24 protein-coding genes are annotated in these 25,769 nt (G+C 48.9%); 12 read left to right on the top strand and 12 right to left on the bottom strand.

What is annotated here, in order from left to right; all coding sequences use genetic code 11:
- Positions 1 to 75 precede the first annotated feature (75 nt).
- The 6 genes from MEALZ_RS13170 to MEALZ_RS13145 all read right to left on the bottom strand — a co-directional run bounded on the left by MEALZ_RS13170 (position 76) and on the right by MEALZ_RS13145 (position 6,080).
- Positions 76 to 987: a methyltransferase domain-containing protein gene (locus tag MEALZ_RS13170; protein ID WP_014149140.1), complete on the bottom strand. Its 912-nt coding sequence runs from the start codon at positions 985 to 987 to the stop codon at positions 76 to 78.
- A gap of 1,225 nt (positions 988 to 2,212) precedes the next feature.
- On the bottom strand, positions 2,213 to 2,497 hold the full coding sequence (locus tag MEALZ_RS13160) for a nucleotidyltransferase domain-containing protein (RefSeq protein ID WP_223842304.1): 285 nt from the start codon (positions 2,495 to 2,497) through the stop codon (positions 2,213 to 2,215).
- A gap of 259 nt (positions 2,498 to 2,756) precedes the next feature.
- Entirely contained in the window at positions 2,757 to 3,059 is a 303-nt protein-coding gene (locus tag MEALZ_RS22755) for a hypothetical protein (protein WP_162472959.1), read from the bottom strand.
- A gap of 579 nt (positions 3,060 to 3,638) precedes the next feature.
- The gene (locus MEALZ_RS13155) at positions 3,639 to 3,818 is read right to left on the bottom strand and encodes a hypothetical protein (protein WP_014149137.1); all 180 of its coding nucleotides are present in this window, start codon (positions 3,816 to 3,818) and stop codon (positions 3,639 to 3,641) included.
- Positions 3,819 to 4,055: 237 nt separating this feature from the next.
- On the bottom strand, positions 4,056 to 4,976 hold the full coding sequence (locus MEALZ_RS13150) for an Rpn family recombination-promoting nuclease/putative transposase (RefSeq protein WP_014149136.1): 921 nt from the start codon (positions 4,974 to 4,976) through the stop codon (positions 4,056 to 4,058).
- Positions 4,977 to 5,537: 561 nt separating this feature from the next.
- Positions 5,538 to 6,080 (bottom strand): hypothetical protein, encoded by a 543-nt coding sequence (locus MEALZ_RS13145; protein WP_014149135.1) that lies wholly within the window; start codon positions 6,078 to 6,080, stop codon positions 5,538 to 5,540.
- Between the two features lie 409 nt (positions 6,081 to 6,489).
- On the opposite strand from MEALZ_RS13145, the gene MEALZ_RS13140 reads away from it, so the two are divergent.
- Entirely contained in the window at positions 6,490 to 7,080 is a 591-nt protein-coding gene (locus MEALZ_RS13140) for a Uma2 family endonuclease (RefSeq protein WP_014149134.1), read from the top strand.
- Positions 7,081 to 7,129: 49 nt separating this feature from the next.
- On the opposite strand, the gene MEALZ_RS13135 is transcribed toward MEALZ_RS13140, so the two are convergent.
- From MEALZ_RS13135 to MEALZ_RS13120, 4 genes are all read right to left on the bottom strand, one after another.
- On the bottom strand, positions 7,130 to 7,798 hold the full coding sequence (locus tag MEALZ_RS13135) for a hypothetical protein (protein WP_014149133.1): 669 nt from the start codon (positions 7,796 to 7,798) through the stop codon (positions 7,130 to 7,132).
- A 563-nt stretch (positions 7,799 to 8,361) separates the two neighbouring features.
- Positions 8,362 to 9,267 (bottom strand): Rpn family recombination-promoting nuclease/putative transposase, encoded by a 906-nt coding sequence (locus MEALZ_RS13130; RefSeq protein ID WP_014149132.1) that lies wholly within the window; start codon positions 9,265 to 9,267, stop codon positions 8,362 to 8,364.
- 484 nt (positions 9,268 to 9,751) lie between these two features.
- The gene (locus tag MEALZ_RS13125) at positions 9,752 to 10,699 is read right to left on the bottom strand and encodes a glycosyltransferase family 2 protein (protein ID WP_014149131.1); all 948 of its coding nucleotides are present in this window, start codon (positions 10,697 to 10,699) and stop codon (positions 9,752 to 9,754) included.
- Positions 10,696 to 11,940 carry a hypothetical protein gene (locus MEALZ_RS13120; RefSeq protein WP_014149130.1) on the bottom strand — a complete coding sequence of 415 codons (1,245 nt, stop codon included), beginning with the start codon at positions 11,938 to 11,940 and terminating at the stop codon, positions 10,696 to 10,698. The genes MEALZ_RS13125 and MEALZ_RS13120 overlap by 4 nt, the downstream gene beginning before the upstream one ends.
- Before the next feature lie 763 nt (positions 11,941 to 12,703).
- On the opposite strand from MEALZ_RS13120, the gene MEALZ_RS13115 reads away from it, so the two are divergent.
- The 3 genes from MEALZ_RS13115 to MEALZ_RS13105 all read left to right on the top strand — a co-directional run bounded on the left by MEALZ_RS13115 (position 12,704) and on the right by MEALZ_RS13105 (position 16,538).
- Positions 12,704 to 13,909, top strand: coding sequence for a TIGR04063 family PEP-CTERM/XrtA system glycosyltransferase (locus MEALZ_RS13115; protein WP_014149128.1), 1,206 nt, complete (start codon positions 12,704 to 12,706; stop codon positions 13,907 to 13,909).
- Between the two features lie 185 nt (positions 13,910 to 14,094).
- Positions 14,095 to 15,894 (top strand): asparagine synthetase B family protein, encoded by a 1,800-nt coding sequence (locus MEALZ_RS13110; RefSeq protein ID WP_014149127.1) that lies wholly within the window; start codon positions 14,095 to 14,097, stop codon positions 15,892 to 15,894.
- Positions 15,895 to 16,004: 110 nt separating this feature from the next.
- The gene (locus MEALZ_RS13105; RefSeq protein WP_014149126.1) at positions 16,005 to 16,538 is read left to right on the top strand and encodes an REP-associated tyrosine transposase; all 534 of its coding nucleotides are present in this window, start codon (positions 16,005 to 16,007) and stop codon (positions 16,536 to 16,538) included.
- A gap of 208 nt (positions 16,539 to 16,746) precedes the next feature.
- Here the strand turns inward: MEALZ_RS13105 and MEALZ_RS13100 are convergent, their stop codons facing one another.
- Positions 16,747 to 17,631 (bottom strand): GGDEF domain-containing protein, encoded by an 885-nt coding sequence (locus MEALZ_RS13100; protein WP_014149125.1) that lies wholly within the window; start codon positions 17,629 to 17,631, stop codon positions 16,747 to 16,749.
- 490 nt (positions 17,632 to 18,121) lie between these two features.
- On the opposite strand from MEALZ_RS13100, the gene MEALZ_RS22030 reads away from it, so the two are divergent.
- The 8 genes from MEALZ_RS22030 to MEALZ_RS13065 all read left to right on the top strand — a co-directional run bounded on the left by MEALZ_RS22030 (position 18,122) and on the right by MEALZ_RS13065 (position 23,710).
- Positions 18,122 to 18,292 carry a DUF1674 domain-containing protein gene (locus MEALZ_RS22030; protein ID WP_014149124.1) on the top strand — a complete coding sequence of 57 codons (171 nt, stop codon included), beginning with the start codon at positions 18,122 to 18,124 and terminating at the stop codon, positions 18,290 to 18,292.
- Between the two features lie 60 nt (positions 18,293 to 18,352).
- Positions 18,353 to 18,733: a succinate dehydrogenase, cytochrome b556 subunit gene (gene sdhC, locus MEALZ_RS13095; protein ID WP_014149123.1), complete on the top strand. Its 381-nt coding sequence runs from the start codon at positions 18,353 to 18,355 to the stop codon at positions 18,731 to 18,733.
- Positions 18,734 to 18,742: 9 nt separating this feature from the next.
- A complete protein-coding gene (sdhD, locus tag MEALZ_RS13090) occupies positions 18,743 to 19,123 on the top strand; it encodes a succinate dehydrogenase, hydrophobic membrane anchor protein (RefSeq protein ID WP_014149122.1) in 381 nt (126 codons plus the stop codon).
- A 2-nt stretch (positions 19,124 to 19,125) separates the two neighbouring features.
- A complete protein-coding gene (gene sdhA, locus MEALZ_RS13085; protein WP_014149121.1) occupies positions 19,126 to 20,910 on the top strand; it encodes a succinate dehydrogenase flavoprotein subunit in 1,785 nt (594 codons plus the stop codon).
- Positions 20,910 to 21,695: a succinate dehydrogenase iron-sulfur subunit gene (locus MEALZ_RS13080; protein ID WP_014149120.1), complete on the top strand. Its 786-nt coding sequence runs from the start codon at positions 20,910 to 20,912 to the stop codon at positions 21,693 to 21,695. The genes sdhA and MEALZ_RS13080 overlap by 1 nt, the downstream gene beginning before the upstream one ends.
- A complete protein-coding gene (locus MEALZ_RS13075) occupies positions 21,695 to 21,943 on the top strand; it encodes an FAD assembly factor SdhE (RefSeq protein ID WP_014149119.1) in 249 nt (82 codons plus the stop codon). Before MEALZ_RS13080 ends, MEALZ_RS13075 begins: the two co-directional genes overlap by 1 nt.
- A 509-nt stretch (positions 21,944 to 22,452) precedes the next feature.
- Positions 22,453 to 23,406 (top strand): DnaJ C-terminal domain-containing protein, encoded by a 954-nt coding sequence (locus MEALZ_RS13070; RefSeq protein ID WP_014149118.1) that lies wholly within the window; start codon positions 22,453 to 22,455, stop codon positions 23,404 to 23,406.
- Between the two features lies 1 nt (position 23,407).
- Positions 23,408 to 23,710 (top strand): chaperone modulator CbpM, encoded by a 303-nt coding sequence (locus MEALZ_RS13065; protein WP_014149117.1) that lies wholly within the window; start codon positions 23,408 to 23,410, stop codon positions 23,708 to 23,710.
- A 291-nt stretch (positions 23,711 to 24,001) separates the two neighbouring features.
- Here MEALZ_RS13065 and MEALZ_RS13060 read toward each other — a convergent pair.
- Positions 24,002 to 25,506 (bottom strand): IS3 family transposase gene (locus MEALZ_RS13060; RefSeq protein WP_408607020.1). Its coding sequence is split into 2 segments (ribosomal slippage): positions 24,002 to 25,068 and positions 25,068 to 25,506, totalling 1,506 coding nucleotides; the frame shifts between segments, so codons are not numbered across the junction.
- Between the last annotated feature and the right edge of the window lie 263 nt (positions 25,507 to 25,769).

Here is a 25,769-nt window from a genome sequence, read left to right as displayed (position 1 = left end):
AACGAATGTTGTCATGATGAGGTTATTGATATTTTGGTTGCATGGTATCAAGCTTTGCCTAGTTAGCTATCGGTGTTATCGCTTTTTTACCCGCATCCAGAAGCTTAACCATTTGAGATCCACGATACTAATATCGCTAAATTTTTTCGCAAGCTTCGGTTTGATTTTTTGCGCTGTTTCCTCGTCGCATTCCTCAACGGCTTCCAGCAGTTCGATTTTGAAAGCAGTTTGACCGATGACTTTTCTATATTTGTCGATTCGATAACGGTTCGGTACCCCTTTGTTGCAATACATGATGTTCCAAAGGTAGTCCGGCCAAGTCAGAAAATCCAGTGGATTTTCTTGGTGCAGTCCGTGGCTTTTCAGGTCGACTTTATGCAATGCGATGCCGGATGGTTTTAATGCACGATACATGTCTTGAAAGGTTTCCGGCAAGCTATTGACGTGTTCAAGTACTGCTCGGGAGTAGATCAGATCGATGGCTTGGTCGAGTTGCGACAAGCCTTTTTTGTGCGTGATGTACTCGATGCATTCCGGTTTTAAGCCGGAACCGGGATTGCCGAATTCCTTGAAACAGTTTTTTGCTCTTTGCTGTTCGTCCGGTGACAGTTTATCGATAATGGTTTGCAGTGCTTCGCTATTGAAGGCTGAGAACGAAAGGAGAGGGAAGCGGTCGACGCAGTAGACTTTATTGGCACCTTTGGCATAAAAAATCAAGGCCATGCCGGGCAGGTCGCCGGGGCCGTATTCTAGCAATACTTTATTGTTGAGATAGTCTTTGATTGAATCGTCGGTTAGATCGAGATATCGCAGATAGTCTTCATAACATTGAAAAAAGTAGGTCGTGATATCGCCACTGCCTTCTTCTTGCAAACCCCGCCCTGTTTCATGGGTATAACGCATGTAGGCTTTTGGCGCTAATCCCGCAAAAATATTGGTCAGTATAGCTTTGCTCACGCGCGTGATGTTTGATGTTATGGTCGGCATGATCGGTTTCTCGGTTAGTTGGCAAGTTCGTCATATTTGGCATTAGATTCTGTGTTTGAATGGCACCGTATAGCTCAATTGTTTTGATGTTTTGATGTTTTGATGTTTTGATGTTTTGCCGTTGGGTTGTTTAGCGATCTAAGCTGAAGTTAATACCGTTCATTTCTTGCGAAACATTTACAAGTCGGTATGTTTAAGCCACTCCCCTCTGCAGTTTATCAAGGCTATCCTGTTCCCATAATTGGTCGGCCAGTGCTCCGAGTTGGGTATTTTGCATTTGTCTGGGGGCAGGGTTGGCATGTTTTATTCGCCATTCGGTCATTTTTTTACGGTTTTTATTGTAGTCGAAATTAGTAGATGGTGTTTTGTGTGTAAGAGGTGATGTTTCTTAAATTTGGGTTTGGTAAGTCTTCACGTTAGTTTTTGCTTACCGGTTTCGAGAAGCTGGAGCTTCTCGAACTGCGTTCCCAAGCAACGAGCTTGGGAACGAGCGAATGTACCTCAAAAGCCTGCCATCCATGGCGCTGGATTCCGCCAGTCCATGGCGGAATGACGAGGGCTGTCCGGACATTTCGAAAGATCATCACCGCAATTCAAGCAGACAATAATGACCGTTATTAAAATTTAAGGATGAAGTATACACAATGGTTATGTATCCTGCGGCGCGTGGCTAATATAATTTTTAGATTTCAAAAAGGACAGAGTATTAGTTGCTGTTTCTAGAAGCATCGGGACTAAGTCCCTGCCGCGTGCCAACGCTAACCGAAATTCTTCCGGATCTGTCATATATTCATGTACCATTCGGTTTCTCAATCCTCGCGCCTCAGACCAATCGGCCACGCTAGGCAGCCAGCCCAAACGTTCAGCTCGGCCCAAATTATCAAGCGCAGTGCCTAAGGTTTCCTCTTCAATCACCAACACTAAAGGAATCAACTTATCGCCTAAAGTATCTTGGAGACGACCGAATCGACCGACGAATGCTCGACTCTTTCAGAGAGATCTATATCTTGCTCTAAACGGCTAATCCAGCTCCAATCATCTTGAGCAAACAGCCGACTGGTAGTTTGTTCTAGGTGTTTACATTCTTTTGATACGATGCTCGCTAGAGTCCGTAGCTTAAGAACTTTATAGAGCCGGTAGCTAATAAAGCTACATAAATTGCACTTCAGCTCAGGCTAGCAAGGTGCTGCCATATTCTAATTAACTAAGGGCTCTATATCATCGGTCAACATAATCTGATTCCCTGCTTCTTGGCCACATCATGAATTGGCAAATTTGCGGTATCGATGTCTTTAACGAGAATATCCAGGCGCTGTTCGCCTAAGACCATTTGAATTTTTGCGCCTATTTGGCAAGCTGAAGCCACTCGATTCTCTAATTTACGATTCACTTCGATTAGCAGATCGATATCTCCTCCACGCAATTCATCGTTGACTCTGGAGCCAAACACCCAAATTGCAACATCATCGCCTACAATCGATTTAGCTTTATCGACAATCACTTTAATCATTTGCGTGGTAAGTCGCATATCATAAACTCCAGCTTTTCAGGGGCTTAACCTCTTTTATTTTTTAGCCTTAGGCCTCAAGGTTACCGCATCAAGCGACTATTTAAATCCGCTGTTTCCCTAGCTCCTGAGACATAAATATTCAGTCCCCCTCTTTGAAAAAGAGGGGCTAGGGGAGATTTTTTAAAATAAATCCCCCTCAATCCCCTTTTTCAAAGGGGGAGGGCAACAAACATAAGCGCCAACTTAAGGAAGGAACTCGTCATTCCGCCAGGGATTGGCGGAATCCAGGGCCACGGATGGCAATGCGTAGCACCACATCCATGCAACATGGATATCGACAACCCATACCGATATGACGAATAAAGCCATAAACGCACCATAGAATAGGCACTAAGTTGGCGCTTATGAGGGCAACAAATACGCCTGAATTGCGGTAATTTGCCAACGGGGTCTGAATACTTACCCTGAGACTGTGAAAGTATTCAATATTACGAACTAACCATAAAGTGCATGAAGTGACATGAAGGATTAGCTCGTTGATATTCCATGCTTTTTTCTTCATGTTACTTCATCCTAAAAAGAGCAGTTGATAAGTGTTGTAGACCGTTCGTGCTGAGCCAAGTCGAAGCATGAAGGGTCTAAAACACTCACGCCGGATTGGTGAAGCCTCAAACTACCGTTCACCCTTCGACAGGGCTCAGGGCGAACGGTAGTTTGAAGCTTTCAACTGCTCTTTTTAGGTTCATGTTCTTCATGGTGAATAATTTTTTTACGATGTATTCGCCAATACTTTCACAGTCTCAGGAGCTTGGGAACGAGCGAAATCCATCTCATTTTTCTCCTTCCCAAGCTCTAGCTTGGAGCAAAACCGGAAGCTCTGGCTTCCCGAGACCTACTCGACCGGTTGAATTTGGCTTTCCTGTAATCGCTGCCGGCGAAGGAACATTAGCCTCTTTTTCACTGGTAGCGCGAAGCTAGAGCTTCAGGTATCGGTTTCCCAAGCAGGAACTTGGGAAACAGCAGAATAATCTGCCCCAAAGGCGTTACTAAAATCGTACCTGCGCCCAAACAAAGCGATGAGTTTCCGCTTCGCTGCTACCCATCTTACAGCTGGGGATTGTTTCCACAGTGGATGGAGCTGTTACCAAATTTTCGGTGAAAATTTGCCGTCGTTGCGGATCAAGACGGTGTTGCCGCTTTGGGCGAGTACGTATAGGCCTTTTCGGTAAGCATAGCGGGCAACGTCATTCGGCATGACCATTGCTGCAACTGCGCCCATTAGTTCGACATCCCGATATTTGGGCAATAATCGTTTTTTCATCGTTCCTACGCTCTGCGTGGGAATGCATCCCGGGACGCTCTGCGTCCCCAGAGGTCGATAATCCCGACAAGAGCAAGTATATTCCTTAGTCCAATTGCCCGCCGCAGTCGACGCAGAGCGTCTAAAGCGGCATTCCCACGCAGAGCATGGGAACGAGCGTTTTGAGGGGATACCTCAGAACCCGATCCCTTTTACTTATTAACTTGGTAGTTATTTTAATGCGCTTGACCACGACTTTTATAAGGGTTCATCTGAAATGAAATGCGCAAGGTTAGCCCGTATTTCGGCAATGACATCCATGCTGAGTCCAGTCAGTTCGGCTATGTCTTCATCGCTCATCTCCCGGCGGATCATTCTGATCGCTAAGTTGCGTTTTTCATCTAGCCGGCCTTCTTCTCTTCCTTTTTCAATTCCTTCTTCTCTTCCTTCTTCCCTACCTTCATCCCTCGCTGTATCGATTACGTTTTTGAGATCGCGGTAGTATTTCAGACTGGATTCATAGGCGTCGCGTTCTTCCGGTTGAAAGCGGGCGATCCGAGCTTTTTCGAACAGGCTCAGGAAGACCCTTTCGCGCAGCCTTGGCGGAATTTCGTCCAGTTCATGCAGGTGGCGGAACACGTAAAACCATTTATCTTGCAGCGTGTCCAGTTCATCCTCGGTTTTGGTGAAATTGGGCAAGGTCAAATAAATAAAGGTTAATTTGTCGTAAAAAACCTGATGATGCTGGTTTTTCAATTGGACCCGATGCACGACTTCGTGACGGCCTTGGCTTTCGTCCTCATCAAAGACAAAATCCAGGATACCGATCGTATAAACCGCAGCCAGCTTAAAATTCCAGTCACCTCGCTCGGCTTGCTGTTGAATCGGAAAAGTGGAATAAAACACGCTACGATCTTTAAAGAAGTTCTGCTTAGCCTTTTGCAATTCTACAATGAAGTATTCGCCGGTCGAGCTGACACAGCTGAGGTCGAAAATTGCTTTACGGTCTAAAGCCGAAGCACCCTGGCGTTCATTTTGATTGAATTGCAACTCTTGAATTTGGTGTTTTTCCGGCAGCAGGGTATTTAAAAAGCTGATCAAGTGCTCTTTACTGGCCTCTTCGCCAAACGCTTTTTTGAAACCGAAGTCGGTAAACAGGTTGATATATTTTTCTTTCACGGGACGGTTTGAGCTTTATGCGAGTTGTTATGGTGAAGTTTAGCATATACTTTGCACGGTCATATTTTCGGCTTTTATGGCAATGCTATTTTGTTCGGTAGCAAGGCGCGAAAACAGGCACATAGCAAGCTATGTAACTGTTTTCGCTACGCAGCTACCGGACAAAAGAGCGCGCCAGAAAACTGAAAATGTGGCCGTGCGAAGTATATATATTGTTCGGTTTTTTCAAGCTTTAGATGAACTCGACATCTTCCTCTGATTTTCGCTGAGCGTATTTACGCGGTTCTATGAGAAAGGCGGTTAAAACCAGGGCAAACATATTAAAAATTCGTTGGATACATAAAATCGCTGCCAGCGAAGGAACATTAGCCTCTTTTTTACTGATATCGCGAAGCTAGAGCTTCACGTATCGGTTTTCCAAGCAGGAACTTGGGAAACAGCGGAATAATCTGCCCCAAAGGCGTTACTAAAATCTTACCTGCGCCCAAACAAAGCGATGGGTTTCCGCTTCGCTGCTACCCATCCTACAGCTGGCGATAGTTTCCACAGTGGATGGATCTGTTACCAAATTTTCGGTGAAAATTCGCCGTCGTTGCGGATTAAGACGGTGTTGCCGCTTTGGGCGAGTACGTATAGGCCTTTTCGGTAAGCATAGCGGGCAACGTCATTCGGCATGACCATTGCTGCAACTGCGCCCATTAGTTCGACATCCCGATATTTGGGCAATAATCGTTTTAGTTTTTCCAGCCGGTTCAAATGCTCGTTGACATCGTCAATGGTCATTTGGCTTTTGCATTCCATGGCAATCGCGGTTTGTTCGTTGACGACCAATAGATCGATTTCGGCCGATTCTCCGTTTCTTTCGGCATAGATGTTCGGGTGTGCCTCGTGTACGTCGATGCCGCGTTCACGAAACAGGTTAACAAGTGCCGGTCGAACCATTTCTTGTACGAAGTCGCCCAATCGGTTGCCTAGATCGCCGATGCTTTTGCTGACTTCTTTAACTAGGCGTTCGGTGTCTTTGAATTTTCGGTCTGTTTCTTCGAAGCGGCGGGCGACTTCGCGAAACATTTCCCAGACTTCATCTCGGGTTACGGTGGTCATTGCGGCTCTCGTGATACTTTTGACATAAGCATTTTATCAATGATCTAATGCCGTGTTTATAATTGTTTTTTAGATATGGCGGGAATTACTGAGGTTGTGAGTATTCAGTTCCACGACCATTCTCGTTCCCATGCTCTGCGTCACTGCCATTAAGTTAAGCCGTCACAGAATAAGTAATGTTGGCATTCAGGCTCGAATGTGCCTCAAAAGCCTGCCATCCATGGCACTGGATTCAGCCAATCCATGGCGGAATGACGGGTTTCCCTTAACTTAATGGCAGTGATGCTCTGCGTGGGAATGTCTGAGTACCGCTCCAGCGGTACGAGACGCTAGAGCGTCTCGGGCTGCATTCCCACGCTGGAGCGTGGGAACGATAGGGGGGGGTGTGAATAATTACCTGAGGTTAGTCATGGCATCAAACGTTGCTATTAAACAGGGCATTAGTGAAGACGACTATTTGCTGGGTGAGCTGTCTTCGGAAATCAAGCATGAGTTGATCGATGGTGTTGCTTATGCGATGGCGGGTGCCAGTAAGAATCATGAGCGCATCATTATTAATGTTTTTTCACAGTTACTACCACTATTGCAAAATTCGTCCTGTGAAGCATATAGCAGTAACGTCAAAGTTAAAGTCGGCGAAAATTTTTTTTATCCCGATGCCATGGTGGTGTGTGAGGATCGTTCCGAAAACCCTTATTACACGGAGTCTCCGACGGTTTTAGTCGAAGTGTTGTCTTCATCGACGCGCCGCATGGATCAAACGATAAAGCGCTTGGCTTACCAATCGATTCCATGTTTACAAGAGTTGGTTTTGATCGAGCAGGATTTTGTCGATGTCGAAGTTTGCAGACGCAGCAACGATTGGTTGTCACGGCATTATTTTTTAGGCGATGAATTTATGCTTGAATCCGTAGGATTGACTTTGTCGGTTGCCGATATGTATCGGCGTGTTCAGAATCCCGATATGCTTGCTTATTTGCAAAAACAAGCGCTTTCATGAAGCCTTCCTCCTCCGCCAAAGTCTTAACTTGATGGCAGTGACTGAATGGTTACCAAATTTTCGGTGAAAATTTGCCGTCGTTGCGGATCAAGACGGTGTTGCCGCTTTGGGCGAGTACGTATAGGCCTTTGCGGTATGCATAGCGGGCAACGTCATTCGGCATGACCATTGCGGCAACTGCGCCCATCAGTTCGACATCCCGGTATTTTGGCAATAAGCGTTTCAATTTTTCCAGTCGGTTCAAATGTTCGTTGACGTCGTCAATGGTCATTTGGCTTTTGCATTCTACGGCAATCGCGGTTTGTTCGTTAACGACCAATAGATCGATTTCGGCCGATTCGCCGTTTCTTTCGGCATAGATGTTCGGATGGACTTCATGCACATCGATGTTTCGCTCGCGAAATAAGTTCACGAGTGCCGGACGGACCATTTCTTGTACGAATTCGCCTAATCGGTTGCCCAGGTCGCCGATGCTTTTGCTGACTTCTTTAACTAGGCGTTCGGTGTTTTGGAATTTACGGTCGGTTTCTTGAAACTTGCGGTCGGTGTCTTTGAATTGCTTAGTAGTTTCTTGAAACTTCCGATCGGTCTCTTTGAATTGCTTAGTAGTTTCTTGAAATTTTCGATCGGTTTCTTTGAATTGCTTATCGGTCTCTTCGAAGCGGCGTGCCACTTCGCGAAACATTTCCCAAACTTCATCACGGGTTACGGTGGTCATGGTCTTGCTCCTGGTATTCCGGGGGATGTGTTTTAAACCGGATTTATTCGTTAAAGCCGGTCGATTCGATAGTCTAGCATAGCGCAAGGGGCGCCGAAAACTATCATACCGGCATTGCGTAGCCGTATGCAGAGTTAGCGGAATACGAGCTTTCGTGGCTTCGATTGCCCCGGATTGCGCGTTGCTCCATCTGGGCTACGCGGTTATTTGTTCTGGTGTATCTGAAGCCGGGAAGGTCGAGTTAATCGGAGCCGTAACCCGATTATCGATGGATAAAACGTCGGGTTAGGCTAGCGCTAACCCGATCTATGCGACTGCCGAAATTCGGCTTCCCACTTAAGGCGGGACAAGAGCACTAATGATTAACCGTTCGCCCTGATTCTAGTCGAAGGGTGGGCGGGATTGAGAATGCTCACCAAATGGGGAGCGATTGGAATGCGGTCAGCCTTACAGTAAGCTAATCTTTCCAGTCATTCCAAAGCGCCGATACTCTTCTTATTCTTTATTGCGCCGACGGTAAGAAAAGTAACCCGATCCCTTTTACTTATTAATTGGTAGTTATTTTAATGCGCTTGACCACGATTTTTTAAAGGTTCATCTGAAATGAAATGCGCAGGGTTAGCACGTATTTCGGCAATGGCATCGATGCTGAGCCCAGTCAATTCTGCTATGTCTTCATCGCTCATCTCCCGGCGGATCATTCTGATCGCTAAGTTGCGTTTTTCATCAAGACGACCTTCTTCTCTTCCTTCATCCCTCGCTGTGTCGATCACGTTTTTTAGATCGCGGTAGTATTTCAGACTGGATTCATAGGCGTCGCGTTCTTCCGGTTGAAAGCGGGCGATCCGAGCTTTTTCGAACAGGCTCAGGAAGACCCTTTCGCGCAGCCTTGGCGGAATTTCGTCCAGTTCATGCAGGTGGCGGAACACGTAAAACCATTTATCTTGCAGAGTGTCCAGTTCATCCTCGGTTTTGGTAAAATTGGGCAGGGTCAAATAAATAAAGGTTAATTTGTCGTAAAAAACCTGATGATGCTGGTTTTTCAATTGGACCCGATGCACGACTTCGTGACGGCCTTGGCTTTCGTCTTCATCAAAGACAAAATCCAGGATGCCGATCGTATAAACCGCAGCCAGCTTAAAATTCCAGTCACCTCGCTCGGCTTGCTGTTGAATGGGAAAAGTGGCATAAAACACGCTACGATCTTTAAAGAAGTTCTGCTTAGCTTTTTGCAATTCTACAATGAAGTATTCGCCGGTCGAGCTGACACAGCTGAGGTCGAAAATCGCTTTGCGGTCTAAAGCCGAAGCCCCCTGACGATCATTTTGATTGAATTGCAACTCTTGAATTTGGTGTTTTTCCGGCAGCAGGGTATTTAAAAAGCTGATCAAGTGCTCTTTACTGGCCTCTTCGCCAAACGCTTTTTTGAAACCGAAGTCGGTAAACAGGTTGATATATTTTTCTTTCACGGCACGGTTTGAGCTTAATACGCGATATTATGGCGGAGTTTAGCATATCTATTGCTCGGTTTTTTCAAGCTTTAGATGAACTCGACATCGTCCTCTGATTTTCGCTGAGCGTATCTACCCGGTTCTATGAGAAAGGCGCTTAAAACCAGGGTAAACATATTAAAAAACGTCCTGATTAGCAAGTTTCTTCAGCTAAAGCCCAAAAACCAGCATATCCCTAGCAGGACGGGGTTTGCAACCCCGTCCTAAACGTTTTGACTTTGGCCGAAGTCAGTCGAAATGTTTAGGGCAAACCGAAACGTTGGGGACGGGTTAAATAACCCGTCCCGCAGAAATGGCTACGACTGGACTTCCTAGCAGGACGGGGTTTGCAACCCCGTCCCGCAGAAGTGGCTACGACTGGACTTCGCTCGGACACTTGGCTTCGGCAAGCTGAAGCATCTTGCTAATCAGGACTGATTTTTAGGTTGATTGGTTTGGTCGGTCATAGATTTTTTATTTTGCGCAACATCTTGATTATTCCTTCTGGCATTAAGCAGGCTAGCCAATAGAGCAGGGCGCGTTTACTGGGCTTTTCTTTGAGACTGGCCGAAAATGCTTGCCGGGCGGTGATCAAATCGTACTCGCTAAAATGCCAATAGCCTAAGTCGGCATAGGCATAGGCATCGGCGACGAGCCGGTCGGGGTCGATATTCTGTAATGACAGGTCTTTTGCCGCGTAATTTCGAATCGAGGTCATGACTCTCGCCAGATCGTTGAATAGCGGCGCGGTTAGTTGCGTGGCGTTGTTGCCTTGTTGTCGGCGCAGCATCAGAATGTCGGGCATACAGGCGATCGGATGTTTCGCGGCGATTTTACTCCAACATTCCAAATCTTCGCCGAAACGTATGTTTGGATTGAAACAACCGGCTTCAATCAACGCCGATTTTTTGACCAGCACGGTGCCGGTCGGGATGAAGTTTTTGGTGACGAGTTCGGCCAAGGCGTTCGGAATAGGGCGGTTTTCGAGTGCTTGAAATTTGCTCAACAGATTGTGTTTGTTTAATACCGATTCGGTGATGATCCGGTTGCTGTTGTCGATTTCGGCCATGTCGCCGGCGATCAAGACTAACTCGGGATAATTTTGTAGGACATTTAATTGTCGTTCGATCTTTTGCTGCGTCCATTGGTCGTCGGCATCGAGAAAGGCTATCCAATCGTTTTTTGCGGTATCGATGCCTGTGTTTCGAGCGGTCGAAGGGCCTTGATTTGGCTGATTGATGTAAATAATAGGGCCTGATAGCGATTCGACGACGGTTTGCGTATCGTCTGTCGAGCCGTCGTCGACGATGACGATTTCATCAACCGGCTGAGATTGGTTCAGGATGCTCCGGACGGCGTCTGCAATGAATGCGGCGCTGTTATAGGCGGGAATGACGACGCTGATTTTCATGAGTTAACGGATTTTTTTGGGGTGTATTGGCAAATTAGCCAGCCGGGCACTATTAAACCGCTTATTTTACCGATCATGGCAAGTTTCGGGTGCCGATAATAAAGCCGGTATAAAAACGGGCCGAGTTTGGCGGGGCCTTCGATTCGTTCAATCGGGAGCAGGGTTTTTTGATTGAAGCGATTGACGACGGGGCTGTTTGGCGCAAGAAGAACTTCGGCCAATTCGGCCGAGGATAAAAAGCGTGTTCCGCGTAAGTTTTCCGTCAGTTTATTCAACAGAATCTTCAGTCCCGCGAGCGAAAATTCGAATTCGTTTTCAGTGCGCGTGAAGTTGTAGCGGTGGGTCGAAATCGTAACGGGTAAGGCTTGTCGGTAGGCTTGTAGCGCTTCTTGATAGGCGCTGTCCGGCGTGTTTTTACCGTCGACCGGTTCGAACATGACGTTTCTGACTAAATAAACTTGCCCGAAGGCATTGATATCGCCGGTTCTGATCAATTGCTTGTCTTGAATATAGCGTCCGTCGTGCGCTCTTTCGGGACAGCGGTAGCCGGCCGTTTGAATCGCTTGTATCGAATGGCGGCTCCATTCGGCTTCGATGTCGTCGTCCCAGAGATAACAAGGGGCGACGGTCGTTAAAGTGGGATAACCGAACAAGCGTTGAAAGGTTTCGGTGGCCGTTTCGATGATTTTACGCGCTTTTTCCGTGCCGACCGCTTGTGTCGGTAAGCTGCTGCCATCGACATAATGCCCTTGCAAAGGCGAGTCGAGAGTTTCCCAGTCCCACCAGTGAGAATCGGCTTGTGCATTTGCCGTGCGCGGGTCGTTATTTCGGCAGAGTTTAACGAAGGCATCGCCGTTCAGATGTTCCAATCCGTGTAATTGCGGGACGAATACGTCGTTCTCGATGCCTTTTTGCATCATTTGATAAATGCCGGGGAAATCGCGGTCGAGTATTTTTCTCGGGTATTCTCCGCCGGATGCTTTTTCTAGCGCAGCGGTATCGGGTACCGCCAGCACGACATCTGCGGTCAGCACGGCGCTGCGTCCGGTGCTGTCTTGTTGTTCGGATAAGGCATTTAACAGGGCCTCAAGGCGGCTGGCATGAAAATCGCCGCCCGGCCCCCAGTCGTCGCTTTCGATTAATATCGGCGTATCGGCGTATCGGCGAAATAAGGTTCTTGCCAGGTTTTTAGGAATAGATCGCGCTTCCAAACAAAAAGGATTGTGGCTAGTAAAATCCATAGTGTCAGTAGTGCAGTGATGATGATTAGCATGGTTTGATTGTAATTTTACTGGGAAAGGGTTTGGTGTTTTTCACTCTAATAGGATAAGGATTTTTGGCAAACCCGGGTTTGCAACCATAAGCGCCAATCTAAGGAAATGATGCGTCATTCCGTCAGGGATGGTAAGTCCCACAGAAGTATTTTACCTTGGCAGGACGGGGCTTACAGCCCCGTCCTAAACGTTAGGACCATGTCTAAGCACACAGAGGTGTTTGGGATAAATAGAAACGTTGAGACGGGTTAAATAACCCGTCCCGCAGAGGTGTTAGTTGAAGTTCCCGTCCGACTTGTCCGTTTTTACCTAATAATAGTAAGTTCATGAGAGTTTTGTTTGAAATTGTGGTGCAAGTGACTCGTTGCTAAAAAAGATAGTGTATATTGACGCAATTTTCGGGCTAAACTTAATAAAAAATTCCAAACTTATCGATGGCCGTGTCGAGTTTGAAGGCTACTCACTTAACGCGGGATAGTTTAAGGTTAATCCTTAGGAATACGCACAAAATAACTTATACAAGTAGTAGGCTTTGTGGCGGTTTGGTGACTCGCTTGACAGGACGCCGTGAATACATCCGTGTAGGCTTGACGGCGGCTATCCCTGCCGCCGACACCTGTCAATCGAGCCACCAAATCCCCTTCCAACCGTTGTCTAAGTTATTTCATGCTCGTTCCTTAGTGCTTTTGTCCCTCTTTAAGTGGGAAGCCAGTTTGAATAACAACAAAAAATGAAAATACTGCACATACTTGATCATTCGATTCCACTGCATAGCGGTTACACTTTTAGAACCCGTGCTATTTTAGAACAACAAAAAAAACTCGGTTGGCAAACGTTTCATGTGACTTCGGCCAAACATAAAATCGCCGAGCAAGCGGTTGAAGAAGTCGACGGGCTGCTTTTTTACCGGTCGCCGATGCCGCGATTTTTTTGGGCCGATTGGCCGATTGTAAACCAATGGGCGATTGTAAAATCGCTCGGTAAACGCTTGGATGAAATCATTCCTGAAATTAAACCCGATGTTTTGCACGCGCATTCCCCCGCGTTGAACGGATTGGCCGCTCTGAAAGCGGCACGAAAACACAATATTCCATTGGTTTACGAATGCCGCGCGTTTTGGGAAGACGCTGCGGTCGATCACGGATCGACGACCGAAGGCAGTTTGCGTTATCGCGTGACTCATTTTCTGGAAACCCATGTGTTTAAAAATGCCGATGCCGTGACGACGATCTGCGAGGGCCTGCGAAACGACATTATCGGTCGGGGCGTTGCCGATAGCAAAATTACCGTGATTCCGAATGCGGTCGATATCGATAAATTCAGTTACGGAGTCGAGCCGGACCTGCCATTGCGCGAACAACTGGGATTGGTGGATAAGGTGGTATTGGGATTCATCGGTTCGTTCTATGCCTATGAAGGCATTCCTTTATTGCTCGATGCCTTGCCCGCGATTCTGAAGGAAATTCCGGATGTCCGTTTATTGTTGGTCGGCGGCGGCCCTCAGGATGCCGCGATTAAGCAAAAGGCCCGCGATTTGGGTTTGCAGGACAAGGTCGTTTTTACCGGGCGAGTGCCGCACGATCAAGTGCAAGGCTATTACAATCAGGTCGATATTTTCGTTTATCCGCGCCTGTCGATGCGTTTGACTGATTTAGTTACGCCGCTCAAACCGTTGGAGGCGATGGCACAAGGGCGATTGGTCGTAGCGTCCGATGTCGGCGGGCATAAGGAATTGATCGACGATGAAAAGACCGGTTATTTATTTGCAGCGGGAAATGCTGAAAGTCTCGCGCAAACGGTTCTGCGCTTGTTGAATAATCGTTCCCAATGGGATGCGATTCGTGCTAACGGGCGCCGTTTTGTCGAGGAAAAACGGAATTGGGCCTATAGCGTAAGCCGTTATCAAAATGTCTATCAGCGTTTGCTTCAAAAATGATTGTCCATGACCCATAAAACTCCTCGCCTCGTCTTTTTTTGTCGATTAGGGGTTTATTAGAATACCGGACAAACAGGCGATCAGGCATTATGCCGAGCAGAACGCGTGGCATCACCGTGTCGATACTTTGGTTGCCGAATTTAAGCAGATTATAGAAAAAACAGAAATCGATTAAAGGGTGAAAAATGGGATTTATTGCTGGCTGGTATGGTACCGGTATCGATCGAAATCAAGCGTCTGAGCTTGCCGAATCGCTGAAAGGTTGTGCGCCCGAGTCGACTAAAAAAACGATCGGCATACGCATAGCCGAATCGCTTGCTTTAGTCTCCGATGATAAACGGTCGCTTGAACAGGGGGATTGCCGGCTTGCGCTTACCGGTCACGGTTTCGGTCCGCTAGAAGCGATTGTCGAAAACTATAAAACTAAAGGTGACGATTTTATCAAGGATATGCAAGGCGCATTTACCTTGATGTTGTTCGATGAATACGAGAAACGCTTGTTGTTGGCGACAGACCGCCTAGGGCAAAACAATCTTTATTATGCGCAAACGCTGAACGGAATCGTGTTCGGTTCGACGGCCGATAGTGTCGTTGCGCATCCCGAAGTCAGTTCGGAGATTTCCCGCCAATCGATTTACGATTATGTTTATTTTCATCATTGTCCGAGCCCGCATACGATTTATCGGCAAGTCCAAAAATTGGAGGGCGGGCAAGTATTGACTTATCAAGATGGAAAAATCGCTCTGCAGTATTATTGGATGCCGGTTTTTTCCGAACAAGGGGCTTATTCGCTCGAGCAATCGGGACAAGAGTTACGGAATGAAATCATCGAAGCTGTCCGGCAGTCGGCTGCCGATTCGAATGTGACCGGCGCGTTTTTGAGTGGGGGCCTGGACAGTTCGAGCGTTGCCGGTGCGTTGTCTAAAGTGTATCCGGAGCAAGCCAAAACTTTTACGATGGGTTTTCCGGTCGAAGGCTACGATGAGATCGAGTATGCGCGTATTGCGGTCGATTGTTTCAAAACCCGGCCGCATGAGTACTATGTGACGCCGGAGGATACCGTGGCAGCCGTGCCGAAAATTGCCGCGTTTTACGACGAACCGTTCGGTAATTCGTCTGCGTTGGCGGCTTATTATTGCGCCAAATTGGCTAAAGAGAACGGCATTCAGGTAATGCTGGCCGGCGACGGCGGCGATGAGTTGTTCGCGGGCAATGAGCGTTATGCGAAACAATTGTTGTTCGACCGTTATTATCGTATTCCGGGCTTTGCCAGAACGTTTCTGAGAACCGGTCTGTACAATGCGCCCGATGCGCTGCTGAAAAATAAAGTTCTTTTTAAAGCCAAGCGCTATGTCGAGCAAGCCGAAGTGCCGTTACCGGACCGCTTGCAAGACTATAACTTCATGAACCGACATCCGGCTCAGGAGATTTTTACCGGCGATTTTCTGGCAGGCATCGATATCGACCGGCCGATTCAGAGTCTGCGGGATTGTTATCACCGTCCTGAAAATGCATCGGCTTTAAACCGTATGTTGTACATGGACTGGAAAACGACCTTGCATGACAATGATCTGGTCAAGGTCAACCGAATGTGCGAGATGGTCGGTGTCGAGGTGCGTTATCCGTTGCTGACCAACGAGATCGTGGATTTGTCTTGTCGGGTACCGTCTTCGGAAAAGTTGAAAGGACGGCAATTGCGTTGGTTTTATAAGCAAGCGATGCGCGGTTTTTTGCCCGAAGCCATCATCAACAAATCCAAGCATGGTTTCGGTTTGCCGTTCGGGATTTGGTTGCAGGACCATCAACCGTTGAAAGAGCTGGCATACGATAGTATCGGCGCCTTGAAAAAGCGCGATTATTTTCGCGCCGATTTTCTCGATCATGCCGTTAAGATGCACCAAAGCATACATGCGGCCTATTACGGCGAATTGATTTGGATCTTGATGATGCTGGAGCTTTGGTTTCAGGCGAAAAATCATCACTAAGCCGTAATTCGCGGTTTCCCAAGCTCCAGATTTTTGCTGTTTCCCAAGCTCCAGCTTGGGAAACCGGTTCCGGAAGCTCTAGCTTCCCGTTCTACTTAAGGTGCAAAAACATGCCAAGAAGCAGTTATCGAGTGTTAACCAACCCTTGCCCGCATTTCCTGACAGCAACAATAAACCACTGGCTGCCATTGTTCACAAATCCAAAGTTAGTCGATATCGTGCTTGACTCCTGGCGTTATCTCCAGCGCAATGACAATTTTCAACTATACGGTTATGTCATCCTTGAAAATCACTTACATCTGATTGCCGCTTCCGAAAATTTAAGCCGTGATATCCAGCGATTTAAGTCATACACGGCAAAACAACTCATTGCCCATCTTGAACAGCATCGTTCAAATAGGTTATTGGAATTACTGGCATTATTTAAACGAGTACATAAGCATGAGAGTGACTATCAGGTTTGGGAAGAAGGCAGCCATCCGCAAATAATAGAGTCAGAGAAGGTTATGCGTCAAAAGCTGGAATATATTCATCAAAACCCCGTTAAACGCGGCTATGTAGATAAGCCGGAACATTGGCGTTATTCCAGTGCGCGAAATTATTTAGGTCAAGAAGGGATGATCGAAGTGATTCGGCAATGGTGAGGGTCTCGGGAAGCTGGAGCTTCCGGGTTGGGTTTCCCAAGCTGGAGCTTGGGAAACAGCTGAACTTATCGACCCAGGATTTTTCCATTCACCCTTCGACAGGCTCAGGGCGAACGGAAAAATCCTTAACTTAATGGCAGTGAAGCTGGAGCTTGGGAAACAGCTTGTTGGTGATGTTGGCGCTTTGGTTTCAGGCGAAAAATCATCACTAAGCCGTAACGACTCGGTTTCTGCCGGTTTGTTTGGCTCGGTACATGGCTTGATCGGCACGGTCGATGAATTTATCTAGCGTGTCGTCGCCGCGTAATGTGCTGGTGCCGAGGCTTGCGGTCATGCGTATTGTTTCCAGTCCGTAAGCGAAGATATGATTTTCGATGTTTTGCCGAATTCTTTCCGCCAACAATTCGGCGCCGTCTAAATCGGTCTCGCTGAGAAGAACGACGAATTCCTCGCCGCCATAACGAAACACGATGTCGCTGCTTCTAATGCTTTCATTGATCCATTTGGCGACAGATGTTAACGCAAGGTCGCCGCATTGATGTCCATAATTATCGTTGATGCTTTTGAAATGGTCGATATCGATAAATATCACCGATAAATGGTTGCCGTTTCTATGCGCAAGACGTATTTCGCGGCGAACGATGTCATTGAAGGCGGAACGGTTTCGTGTTTGCGTTAGCACATCGGTAAATGCCAGATTCATTGCTTGTTGAAATAAGGTCGCGTTTCTGAGCGGATAAATTAAGCAACAAAGCAACGTTTCAATCATTGTTAATTCTTGTTCGGAAAACTTCTGACGACGCATCAATTTTAGTTCGCCGAGTTGCTGTTCTTCGACTTTCATTGCATAAGAGCATGAGCTTCGAGTGACTATGCCGTTTTTGATTTCGAGATCGAATTCTTCGTTGCTGTAAACAAAGCCGCTATGTGGTATCAGATTTTGGATTTTATTGCTGAAGATATGAACCAATTCATCGAACTCCAGTGTGGTTTGCAAGGCGCTGCTAATGTCATAATGAGTCAAATTATCCGCTTTGAAGGCTTCGAATGTGTTATTAGTGACAACGGCAAGATTGGCGGCTTTTTTTTGCATGGCTAAATCCTCGATAAAGATTTGTTTGTAGGATTACAGCTATGATCGTGCCAAAACGTAAAAAATCTTTTTATATCAATGTTATGAATTAATTGCGTCAATAACATGACGGGATCGATGGCAAAATCTTGCCGCCCCTATCTGCAGGCCGGTTTAAGAATCGGAAATCGAATAATACGGTAAGTCTAGCGCGGGGCGGGTTATTCAACCCGCCCCAAACGTTCCGACTTGCTTTGGCCACGGTCGAAACTTTTATGCTGTTACCCAAGCTCCAGCTTGGGTAACCTGTTCAGGAAGCTCTAGCTTCCCGACGATCAGGCAGATTGAACGAGCAAGTCGGGTTTGGTTGCGGTTGTTTCGGTCTCTGGAAGCTGGAGCTTGGGAAAGAGCGGGATGCGGGTTGGTCGTTTTTAGCTTGATGCGTATGGTTATTCAACCCGCTCTGCCATGAACCTGGCTTAAGTCGCTATATAATTTAGGAGTAAACGACATGAAAAACGACCCGAATAAAGAACGCCAAACCAACGAGCAAGACAAAGAAAGGCCTGTAGAGCCGGATTCCACGCAATCGAATTCTACTCCCGAAATAGGAGGTACGCCGGGCCCTGAACCGACCCGATACGGCGATTGGGAAAAGAAAGGCCGGTGTATCGACTTTTAACCTGGAAAATTCCCTATGCTAAGGGTAGTATGTGGCTTTCAATAACAGCAGGCGGCGGTTATGAACAGTACTAACAGACCTTTATCCCCTCATCTACAAGTCTACCGATTGCCCTTGACGGGCCTCATTTCCATTACCCATCGCATGACCGGCGTCATGCTCTCTTTAGGCTTGATCCTATTTTTATGCATGCTTTATGCGATTGCCGGCGGCGCCGAAGCCTTCGCGGCAATGCAGGCGATGACCGATTCGATTTTGCTGCAAATCGTACTTTGGGGCTTTATGTATGCGCTGTTTTTTCATTTATGTCACGGTGTTCGTCATCTGATTTGGGATGCCGGTTGCAGTTTCGAGAACGACACCTTGAACCGGTATGCGCTAATCGAGCTTTTCGTTTCGCTGGTTTTGACAGCAGCCACCTTTGCATTTTTTATTCTCTAGGAGTCAAACATGGACTATCGATCTCCGATTTCGAAAGCGCGCGGTTTGGGTTCGGCAAAATCCGGAACCGAACATTGGTGGATGCAGCGCGTTACCGCCGCGGCTTTAATCCCTTTGTCGTATTGGTTGATCATGTTGCTTAAGCTGGCTACCACAGCGACCTATCAGGAAACGATTGCCTGGTTGTCGGCGCCGCTTAATGCGGTTGTTATCGCGCTATGGATTTTAGCGGTATGCTTCCATGCGGCATTGGGCGTGCAAGTGGTCATCGAGGATTATGTTTCCGCCGAAGGCGCTAAAATCATTGCGGTCTGGACGTGCCATTTACTGTTTACGGCAATCGCTGTCGCGGCATTGTTCGCTGTTTTACAAATATCTCTAGCAGGCTAAACATGACGGGAAGTTATAAGATTATCGAACACAGTTACGACGTGGTGGTGGTCGGCGCAGGAGGGGCGGGACTGCGTGCGACTTTCGGGATGGTTGAAAAAGGCTTGAAGACTGCTTGTATTTCGAAAGTCTTTCCAACCCGTAGTCATACCGTGGCCGCTCAAGGCGGCATCAGCGCCGCGCTCGGCAACATGGGCGAGGACGATTGGCGTTTTCACATGTATGACACGGTCAAAGGTTCGGATTGGCTGGGCGATCAGGATGCGATCGAATATATGTGCCGTGAAGCGATTCCGGCCGTGATCGAGTTGGAGCATTACGGCGTGCCGTTTTCCAGAACGCCGGAAGGCAAGATTTATCAACGCGCGTTCGGCGGCATGACCACGCATTTCGGAAAAGGGCAAGCGCAACGCACATGCGCGGCGGCCGATCTGACCGGTCATGCGATTTTGCATACCTTGTATCAGCAGTCTTTGAAGCATAATGCCGAATTTTTCGTCGAATATATAGCGCTCGATTTGATTATGGAAGGCGAGGAGTGCCGCGGCGTATTGGCTTGGTGTTTGGATGACGGTTCGTTGCATCTTTTCAAGGGACACATGACGGTGTTGGCAACCGGCGGTTACGGGCGCAGTTATTTTTCCTGCACGTCGGCGCATACCGTTACCGGCGACGGCAACGCGATGGTGCTGCGGGCCGGTTTGGCATTGCAGGATATGGAGTTTGTTCAGTTTCATCCGACCGGTATTTACGGTTCGGGTTGTCTGATTACCGAAGGCGTGCGCGGGGAGGGCGGTTATCTGACCAACTCCGAAGGCGAACGCTTCATGGAAAGGTACGCGCCGTCGGCGAAAGATCTGGCATCCCGCGACGTCGTGAGCCGCGCGATGACGGTCGAGATCAACGAAGGCCGCGGTGTCGGTCCGCTCAAGGACCATGTGTATTTACACATCGAACATTTGGATCCGGCGATCATTCACGAACGTCTGCCGGGAATCGCCGAGACGTCACGAATATTTGCCGGCGTCGATGTCACCAAGGAACCGATTCCGGTCTTGCCGACCGTGCATTACAACATGGGCGGTATTCCGACCAATTACAAAGCCGAAGTCGTCACGTTGAAAGACGGCGATCCCGACAAAGTGATACCGGGTTTGATGGCGATCGGCGAAGCGGCTTGCGTGTCGGTGCATGGTGCCAATCGTTTGGGTTCCAATTCGCTGCTCGATTTAGTCGTCTTCGGGCGTTCGGCGGCGATTCGCTGCGCTGAATTGATCAAGCCCGGCACGGCTCATAAACCGCTCGCGAATGATGCATGCGACAAGGCCTTGGAGCGGTTCGACAAATTGCGCAATGCCAACGGCAGCCGTACGACATCCGAGATCCGTCTCGACATGCAGCGCGTCATGCAAAGCAAGGCGGCCGTATTTAGAACCGGTTCGACATTGGCGGAAGGTTTGACGCAACTGAAAGCCATTAGGGAAACCTTTGCCGATGTCAACGTGGCCGACAAGTCGATGATTTGGAATACCGATCTGGTCGAAACCTTGGAATTGGATAATTTGATGAGTCAGGCTGTCGTGACGATGGCAGCGGCCGGGAATCGAACCGAAAGCCGGGGAGGACATGCCCGAGAGGATTTCAGTCAGCGCGACGATGCGAATTGGCTGAAACATAGTTTGCTTTGGTTAAACGATAATGAAGTCAAAATCGACTATCGGCCGGTGCATTTATATACCTTGACCGATGAAGTCGAAGCCATTCCGCCGAAAGAGAGGGTTTACTGATGGTTGAGTTTACACTGCCGAAAAATTCCAAGTTGACCCGGGGCAAATTTTTCAAGGCTCCCGACGGCGCAACGAATGTCCGGCGATTCGAAGTGTACCGCTGGGACCCCGATTCGGGTGAAAATCCGCGCATCGATGCTTATGACGTCGATGTCGGCAGTTGCGGCCCGATGGTGCTCGATGCCATTATCAAGATTAAAAACGAGATCGACAGCACCTTGACGTTCCGGCGCTCGTGCCGCGAAGGGGTTTGCGGGTCTTGTGCGATGAATGTCAACGGTAAAAATACCTTGGTATGTACCAAGGCGATCGACGAATACAAGGGCACGATCAAGATTTTTCCGTTACCGCATATGGCGGTCGTCAAAGACTTGGTTCCCGATATGACGCATTTCTATGCGCAATACGCCTCGATCAAACCGTGGATGGCAACGCAAACACCGCCGCCGGCCGATTCCGAAAGACTCCAAAGCCGGGAGGATAGGGCAAAACTGGACGGGCTATACGAATGTGTGCTGTGTGCTTGCTGTTCGACCAGTTGTCCGAGTTATTGGTGGAACAGCGAGCGCTATTTGGGTCCGGCCATTTTGTTGCAGGCTTATCGATGGCTAGTCGACAGCCGCGATGAAGGAACCGGCGAACGCCTCGACGAATTGGAAGACCCATTCAAGCTGTATCGTTGCCATACGATCATGAACTGTACCGATACTTGTCCGAAAGGCTTGAATCCGGCCAAGGCGATAGCGGAAACTAAAAAACTGCTGGTGCAACGAAAACTGGGGTAATGAGCGAATTGGCCAAACTTCGCTGGAGATGCCGACGCGGCACGCTGGAGCTGGATATCATGCTGATCAATTATCTCGAGTATGGTTATCTGGCCGCCGGGGACGACGAAAAAAAAACGTTTCTAGCCTTGCTGAACTTGGAAGATTCGTTGCTTTTGCCGTTATTGATGGGCGATTGCGAACCCGCGCCAGGCATGCAAGCGGAGTTGGTCGCAAAAATTCGGGGCTTGATGCAAGGCAGTCGTTGAGGCGCTATCGATTATCGTTCCCACGCTCCGGCGCTCTCGTTATACACAAATATCGGTAAACTTGCTAAACAGAGTTCATCGTATACCTATGGGAACGGTGTTGTTTGATAAATCTGCGGATATTGAACATCAGTGGCTTCGAAATCGCGATCTGGGGATCGCTCCCACAGAGCATCCGGCCCCCTTGTGGGAGCGACGCCTTCGTCGCGATTTCGAAGTCGGGTACGTTAAGTAACAATAAAGGGTATCGAGGTCACATTCGCCAAGATGGCAAGACGGTATCTACGACTTATGTATAACGGCGAGCGCTCCGGCGTGGGAATACAGTCCGGGACGCTCTGCGTCCCGTGCCGCGGGAGCGGCACTCAACTCATTATCATACATAAATTGTAGACGTAGGATGGGTTTCGGCTTCCGCCTCTACCCATCCTACACAAGTACTCGTCCCATCTCCATACGCCGGAGCCATGAAACCTGAAGCATAGAAACAGATAAGGAAAGGTTTATCGATGGAATACAAAGACTATTACAAAATAATGGGCGTCGAAAAAACCGCGACTCAAGACGAGATTAAGCGCGCCTATCGTAAACTGGCGCGAAAATATCATCCCGATGTCAGCAAGGAGCCCGATGCCGAACAAAAATTCAAGGAAGTCGGCGAGGCTTATGAAGTCCTGAAAGATCCTCAAAAAAGAGCGGCCTACGACCGCATCGGCAGTCAATGGCGCGAAGGTCAGCCTTTTACGCCGCCGCCCGATTGGGATGTCGGTTTCGAATTTTCCGGCGGCGGCTTTACCGGCGGCGACACGTCGGGTTTCAGCGACTTTTTCGAATCGCTGTTCGGGCGAGGCGGGCCGTTCGGTGCAGGCAGGCAAGCCTATAGCCGGTCGTTTTCGGCACAAGGACAAGACCATCGCGCTAAAATCCTGATCGATCTCGAAGATGCCTATCATGGCGCTTCTCGCTTAATTAGTCTACAAATCCCTGAGCTCGATGAAGCCGGGCGCATGATCAATAAAACGCGCACATTGAACGTCAAAATTCCCAAAGGCGTGAAGACCGGGCAACAAATCCGATTGACCGGTCAAGGCGGGCCCGGCATCGGAAATGGTCGGCAAGGCGATTTGTATCTCGAAATTGCGTTCAGAAAGCATCGTCTTTTTCATGCCGAAGGGCTCGATATCTATTTGGAACTGCCGGTAACGCCTTGGGAGGTTGCCTTGGGCGCAACGGTTGCCGTGCCGACGCTGGGCGGCGCGGTCGAATTAAAAATACCGCCCGGTTCGCAAACCGGCCATAAGCTGCGGCTGAAAGGGCGAGGCTTACCCGGCAATCCGCCCGGCGATCAGTTTGCCGTTTTGAAAGTTGTCGTGCCTCCAGCCAAGTCTGATGCCGATAAAGCGATATACGAACAAATGGCAAAAGCGATGCCGCTGAATCCGAGAGTCGGGATGGGAGTCTAGTATGAGCAATGAAGTCATCATAAGCAGCGTAACCGTTCTGGATGATAATACCCGTTTTACGTTGCTTGAATTGTGCCGGCTCGGACAAACCAGCGCCGAGTGGGTTATCGAACTGGTCGAGGAGGGCGTTTTGGAGCCGGAAGGTTCTGAAATCGGCGACTGGCGTTTCGGGGCGGACGCGCTGAAAAGGCTTCAAGCCGTTCAACGGCTTCAGCGCGATCTTCGCATAAATCTCCCCGGTGCGGCATTGGTGCTGGAGTTGCTCGAAGAAGTCGAAATGTTGAGGCAACGCTACGAAAGCTAGGTTTGGAAGCTTTCAATCTACTCCCTTTTGATCGATACCCATTGTAGATCAAAATTCGGCACCGAGGTTCATAGCGTCCTGTCAAGCGAGTTACCGAACCCGCTACAAAACACATAGCTCCAGGAAGGTAATTATTTACACCCCTATTGTTTTCACGCTCCAGTGCGGGAATGAAGACCGAGACGCAATAGTGTCTCGTACCGCTGGCGCGGTACTCAGGCATTCCCACGCAGCGGTATATGTCAATGATTTTGAGACACCCATAATAAAAAATTAGTGTAGATTGTGAGTTTAGTTTTCCTGGTCGAGAGCCTCATTTGCCGTCCGTGAAGGGGGCGGGTTAATCCAAGCGGCTTCAGGTACGGCTTGGGCATGGGGTTGGCGGTTTTTGAAGCGTTCCGGATTGCGCTCGAATGCGGCATGCAGGACTTGCGTGCGCTGCGTAACTATCTCGACGGCTTGGCCGCTGTGAACGCTGGCCGGGGTTAACAGTGCAATGCCGGAGTGATAGTGGTCATGGTTGTACCAGTCGAAGAACGTTCCGCAAAAGCTTCTGGCATCTTCGATAGCGCCGAATTGAGCCGGAAAGCCCGGTCGGTATTTCAAGGTCTTGAACTGCGCCTCGGAATACGGGTTGTCGTTGGAGACATGGGGCCGTGAATGGGTTTTGGTCACGCCCAGGTCAGCCAGCAGTTGCTCGACGCCTTTGGAGGTCATACTGCTGCCGCGGTCGGCGTGAATAGTCAATTGGCCTTCACGGATAGTTTGCCGAGTACAGCTTTCGCCAATCAGTCGCTTAGCCAGCTCGGTGGATTCGCGGTGCGCTACCATCCAGCCGACCACGCAGCGGCTGAAAATGTCGATAATGACGTAGAGGTAGAAATACGTCCATTTGGCCGGGCCTTTGAGTTTGGTGATATCCCATGACCATACTTGGTTGGGCGCAGTGGCGAGTAACTCGGGCTTGGTGTAGTTGGGACGACGAAGCTGGTTGCGGCGCTCGCGCACTTCCTGGTGGCGCACCAGGATGCGATAGAGGGTGCTGATGGAGCACAGGTAAACGCCCTCGTCGAGCAGCGCCGCATAGACCTGATAAGGCGAGCAATCCATGAAACGCTCGCTGTGCAGATGCGCCAGGACGTGTAGCTCTTCGTCCGTACTCAGTGCCAGCGGCGGGCGCGGACGTTCGACCGGCCACGAAGAGCGATCTTGTTGTGCGCGATAAAACGAGGCACGGTTGAAGTTGAGCGCCTCGCAGGCGGCCTTAACGCCAACCTCACGGCTGAGTTCAAGCGTGGCCTTCATGATGCTCTCCCGGTGTGGGCTGGAATCTCGCACAAGCCCAGCAGTTGCGAAAGTTTTTTTTGGACATCGATGATAGCCTCCGCCTGTGTTAGGCATGCCTGCAAACGCTGAATTTCGGCTTGCAGACGAGCATTTTCAGCGGCTAACGGATTCTTGTCCGAAGGTTTGCGGCCACGCGGCTTGGATAGACCGGCGCGGATGGCCTGCTCACGTTCGCTGCGCCATTTGCTGAGATGTGAGGAATATAATCCCTCTGTGCGCAGCAACTTGCCGATGCAGCCCGGTTCGCTACACGCATCAGCCTGGGTCAAGATGCGCTCTTTGTATTCGGCGGTAAACGTCCGGCGGGCGGCCTTTTCAAGCACTTCGCTGGTGATGCGGGAAGGTTCCGCGGCGAACGCGGAGGACACTTCAGCCGCCCTACGGGCGTCTTGCGTGTCCTCCGCGTTCGCCGCGGCATGAGGAATAGCTTGTACGGTTGTGTCAGTCATGAGATTTTCTCCGAAAATGTTCCCTAATTAATGCATGGGGCGGTGTCTCAGGTATATTGACACAGAGGGCAGAGCGCTCATCGTTATACATAAATTGTAGGGTACGCTGCGCGTACCAAAGCCGTGCCCTGGCAGGCTCGGTTGGCACATGAACATTGCGGCGTTACCATGGTACGCACAGCGTACCCTACGCGGATCGCCAAGCGCTTGGCGATCCGCGAGTGTTAAGTGACAGTAAATGGTATTGAGGTCTCATTGGCTAA

The organism is Methylotuvimicrobium alcaliphilum 20Z (assembly GCF_000968535.2).
Classification (GTDB): domain Bacteria; phylum Pseudomonadota; class Gammaproteobacteria; order Methylococcales; family Methylomonadaceae; genus Methylotuvimicrobium; species Methylotuvimicrobium alcaliphilum.
This window is presented reverse-complemented; position numbering and strand designations above follow the sequence as displayed.

What these genes read in the sequence shown, in the direction of transcription:
- MEALZ_RS13170 (WP_014149140.1), bottom strand. Translation starts at nt 987, where the DNA reads ATGCCGACCATAACATCAAACATCACGCGCGTGAGCAAAGCTATACTG.
- MEALZ_RS13160 (WP_223842304.1), bottom strand. Translation starts at nt 2,497, where the DNA reads ATGATTAAAGTGATTGTCGATAAAGCTAAATCGATTGTAGGCGATGAT.
- MEALZ_RS22755 (WP_162472959.1), bottom strand. Translation starts at nt 3,059, where the DNA reads ATGAAGAAAAAAGCATGGAATATCAACGAGCTAATCCTTCATGTCACT.
- MEALZ_RS13155 (WP_014149137.1), bottom strand. Translation starts at nt 3,818, where the DNA reads ATGAAAAAACGATTATTGCCCAAATATCGGGATGTCGAACTAATGGGC.
- MEALZ_RS13145 (WP_014149135.1), bottom strand. Translation starts at nt 6,080, where the DNA reads ATGACCACCGTAACCCGAGATGAAGTCTGGGAAATGTTTCGCGAAGTC.
- MEALZ_RS13140 (WP_014149134.1), top strand. Translation starts at nt 6,490, where the DNA reads ATGGCATCAAACGTTGCTATTAAACAGGGCATTAGTGAAGACGACTAT.
- MEALZ_RS13135 (WP_014149133.1), bottom strand. Translation starts at nt 7,798, where the DNA reads ATGACCACCGTAACCCGTGATGAAGTTTGGGAAATGTTTCGCGAAGTG.
- MEALZ_RS13125 (WP_014149131.1), bottom strand. Translation starts at nt 10,699, where the DNA reads ATGAAAATCAGCGTCGTCATTCCCGCCTATAACAGCGCCGCATTCATT.
- MEALZ_RS13120 (WP_014149130.1), bottom strand. Translation starts at nt 11,940, where the DNA reads ATGGATTTTACTAGCCACAATCCTTTTTGTTTGGAAGCGCGATCTATT.
- MEALZ_RS13115 (WP_014149128.1), top strand. Translation starts at nt 12,704, where the DNA reads ATGAAAATACTGCACATACTTGATCATTCGATTCCACTGCATAGCGGT.
- MEALZ_RS13110 (WP_014149127.1), top strand. Translation starts at nt 14,095, where the DNA reads ATGGGATTTATTGCTGGCTGGTATGGTACCGGTATCGATCGAAATCAA.
- MEALZ_RS13105 (WP_014149126.1), top strand. Translation starts at nt 16,005, where the DNA reads ATGCCAAGAAGCAGTTATCGAGTGTTAACCAACCCTTGCCCGCATTTC.
- MEALZ_RS13100 (WP_014149125.1), bottom strand. Translation starts at nt 17,631, where the DNA reads ATGCAAAAAAAAGCCGCCAATCTTGCCGTTGTCACTAATAACACATTC.
- MEALZ_RS22030 (WP_014149124.1), top strand. Translation starts at nt 18,122, where the DNA reads ATGAAAAACGACCCGAATAAAGAACGCCAAACCAACGAGCAAGACAAA.
- sdhC (WP_014149123.1), top strand. Translation starts at nt 18,353, where the DNA reads ATGAACAGTACTAACAGACCTTTATCCCCTCATCTACAAGTCTACCGA.
- sdhD (WP_014149122.1), top strand. Translation starts at nt 18,743, where the DNA reads ATGGACTATCGATCTCCGATTTCGAAAGCGCGCGGTTTGGGTTCGGCA.
- sdhA (WP_014149121.1), top strand. Translation starts at nt 19,126, where the DNA reads ATGACGGGAAGTTATAAGATTATCGAACACAGTTACGACGTGGTGGTG.
- MEALZ_RS13080 (WP_014149120.1), top strand. Translation starts at nt 20,910, where the DNA reads ATGGTTGAGTTTACACTGCCGAAAAATTCCAAGTTGACCCGGGGCAAA.
- MEALZ_RS13075 (WP_014149119.1), top strand. Translation starts at nt 21,695, where the DNA reads ATGAGCGAATTGGCCAAACTTCGCTGGAGATGCCGACGCGGCACGCTG.
- MEALZ_RS13070 (WP_014149118.1), top strand. Translation starts at nt 22,453, where the DNA reads ATGGAATACAAAGACTATTACAAAATAATGGGCGTCGAAAAAACCGCG.
- MEALZ_RS13065 (WP_014149117.1), top strand. Translation starts at nt 23,408, where the DNA reads ATGAGCAATGAAGTCATCATAAGCAGCGTAACCGTTCTGGATGATAAT.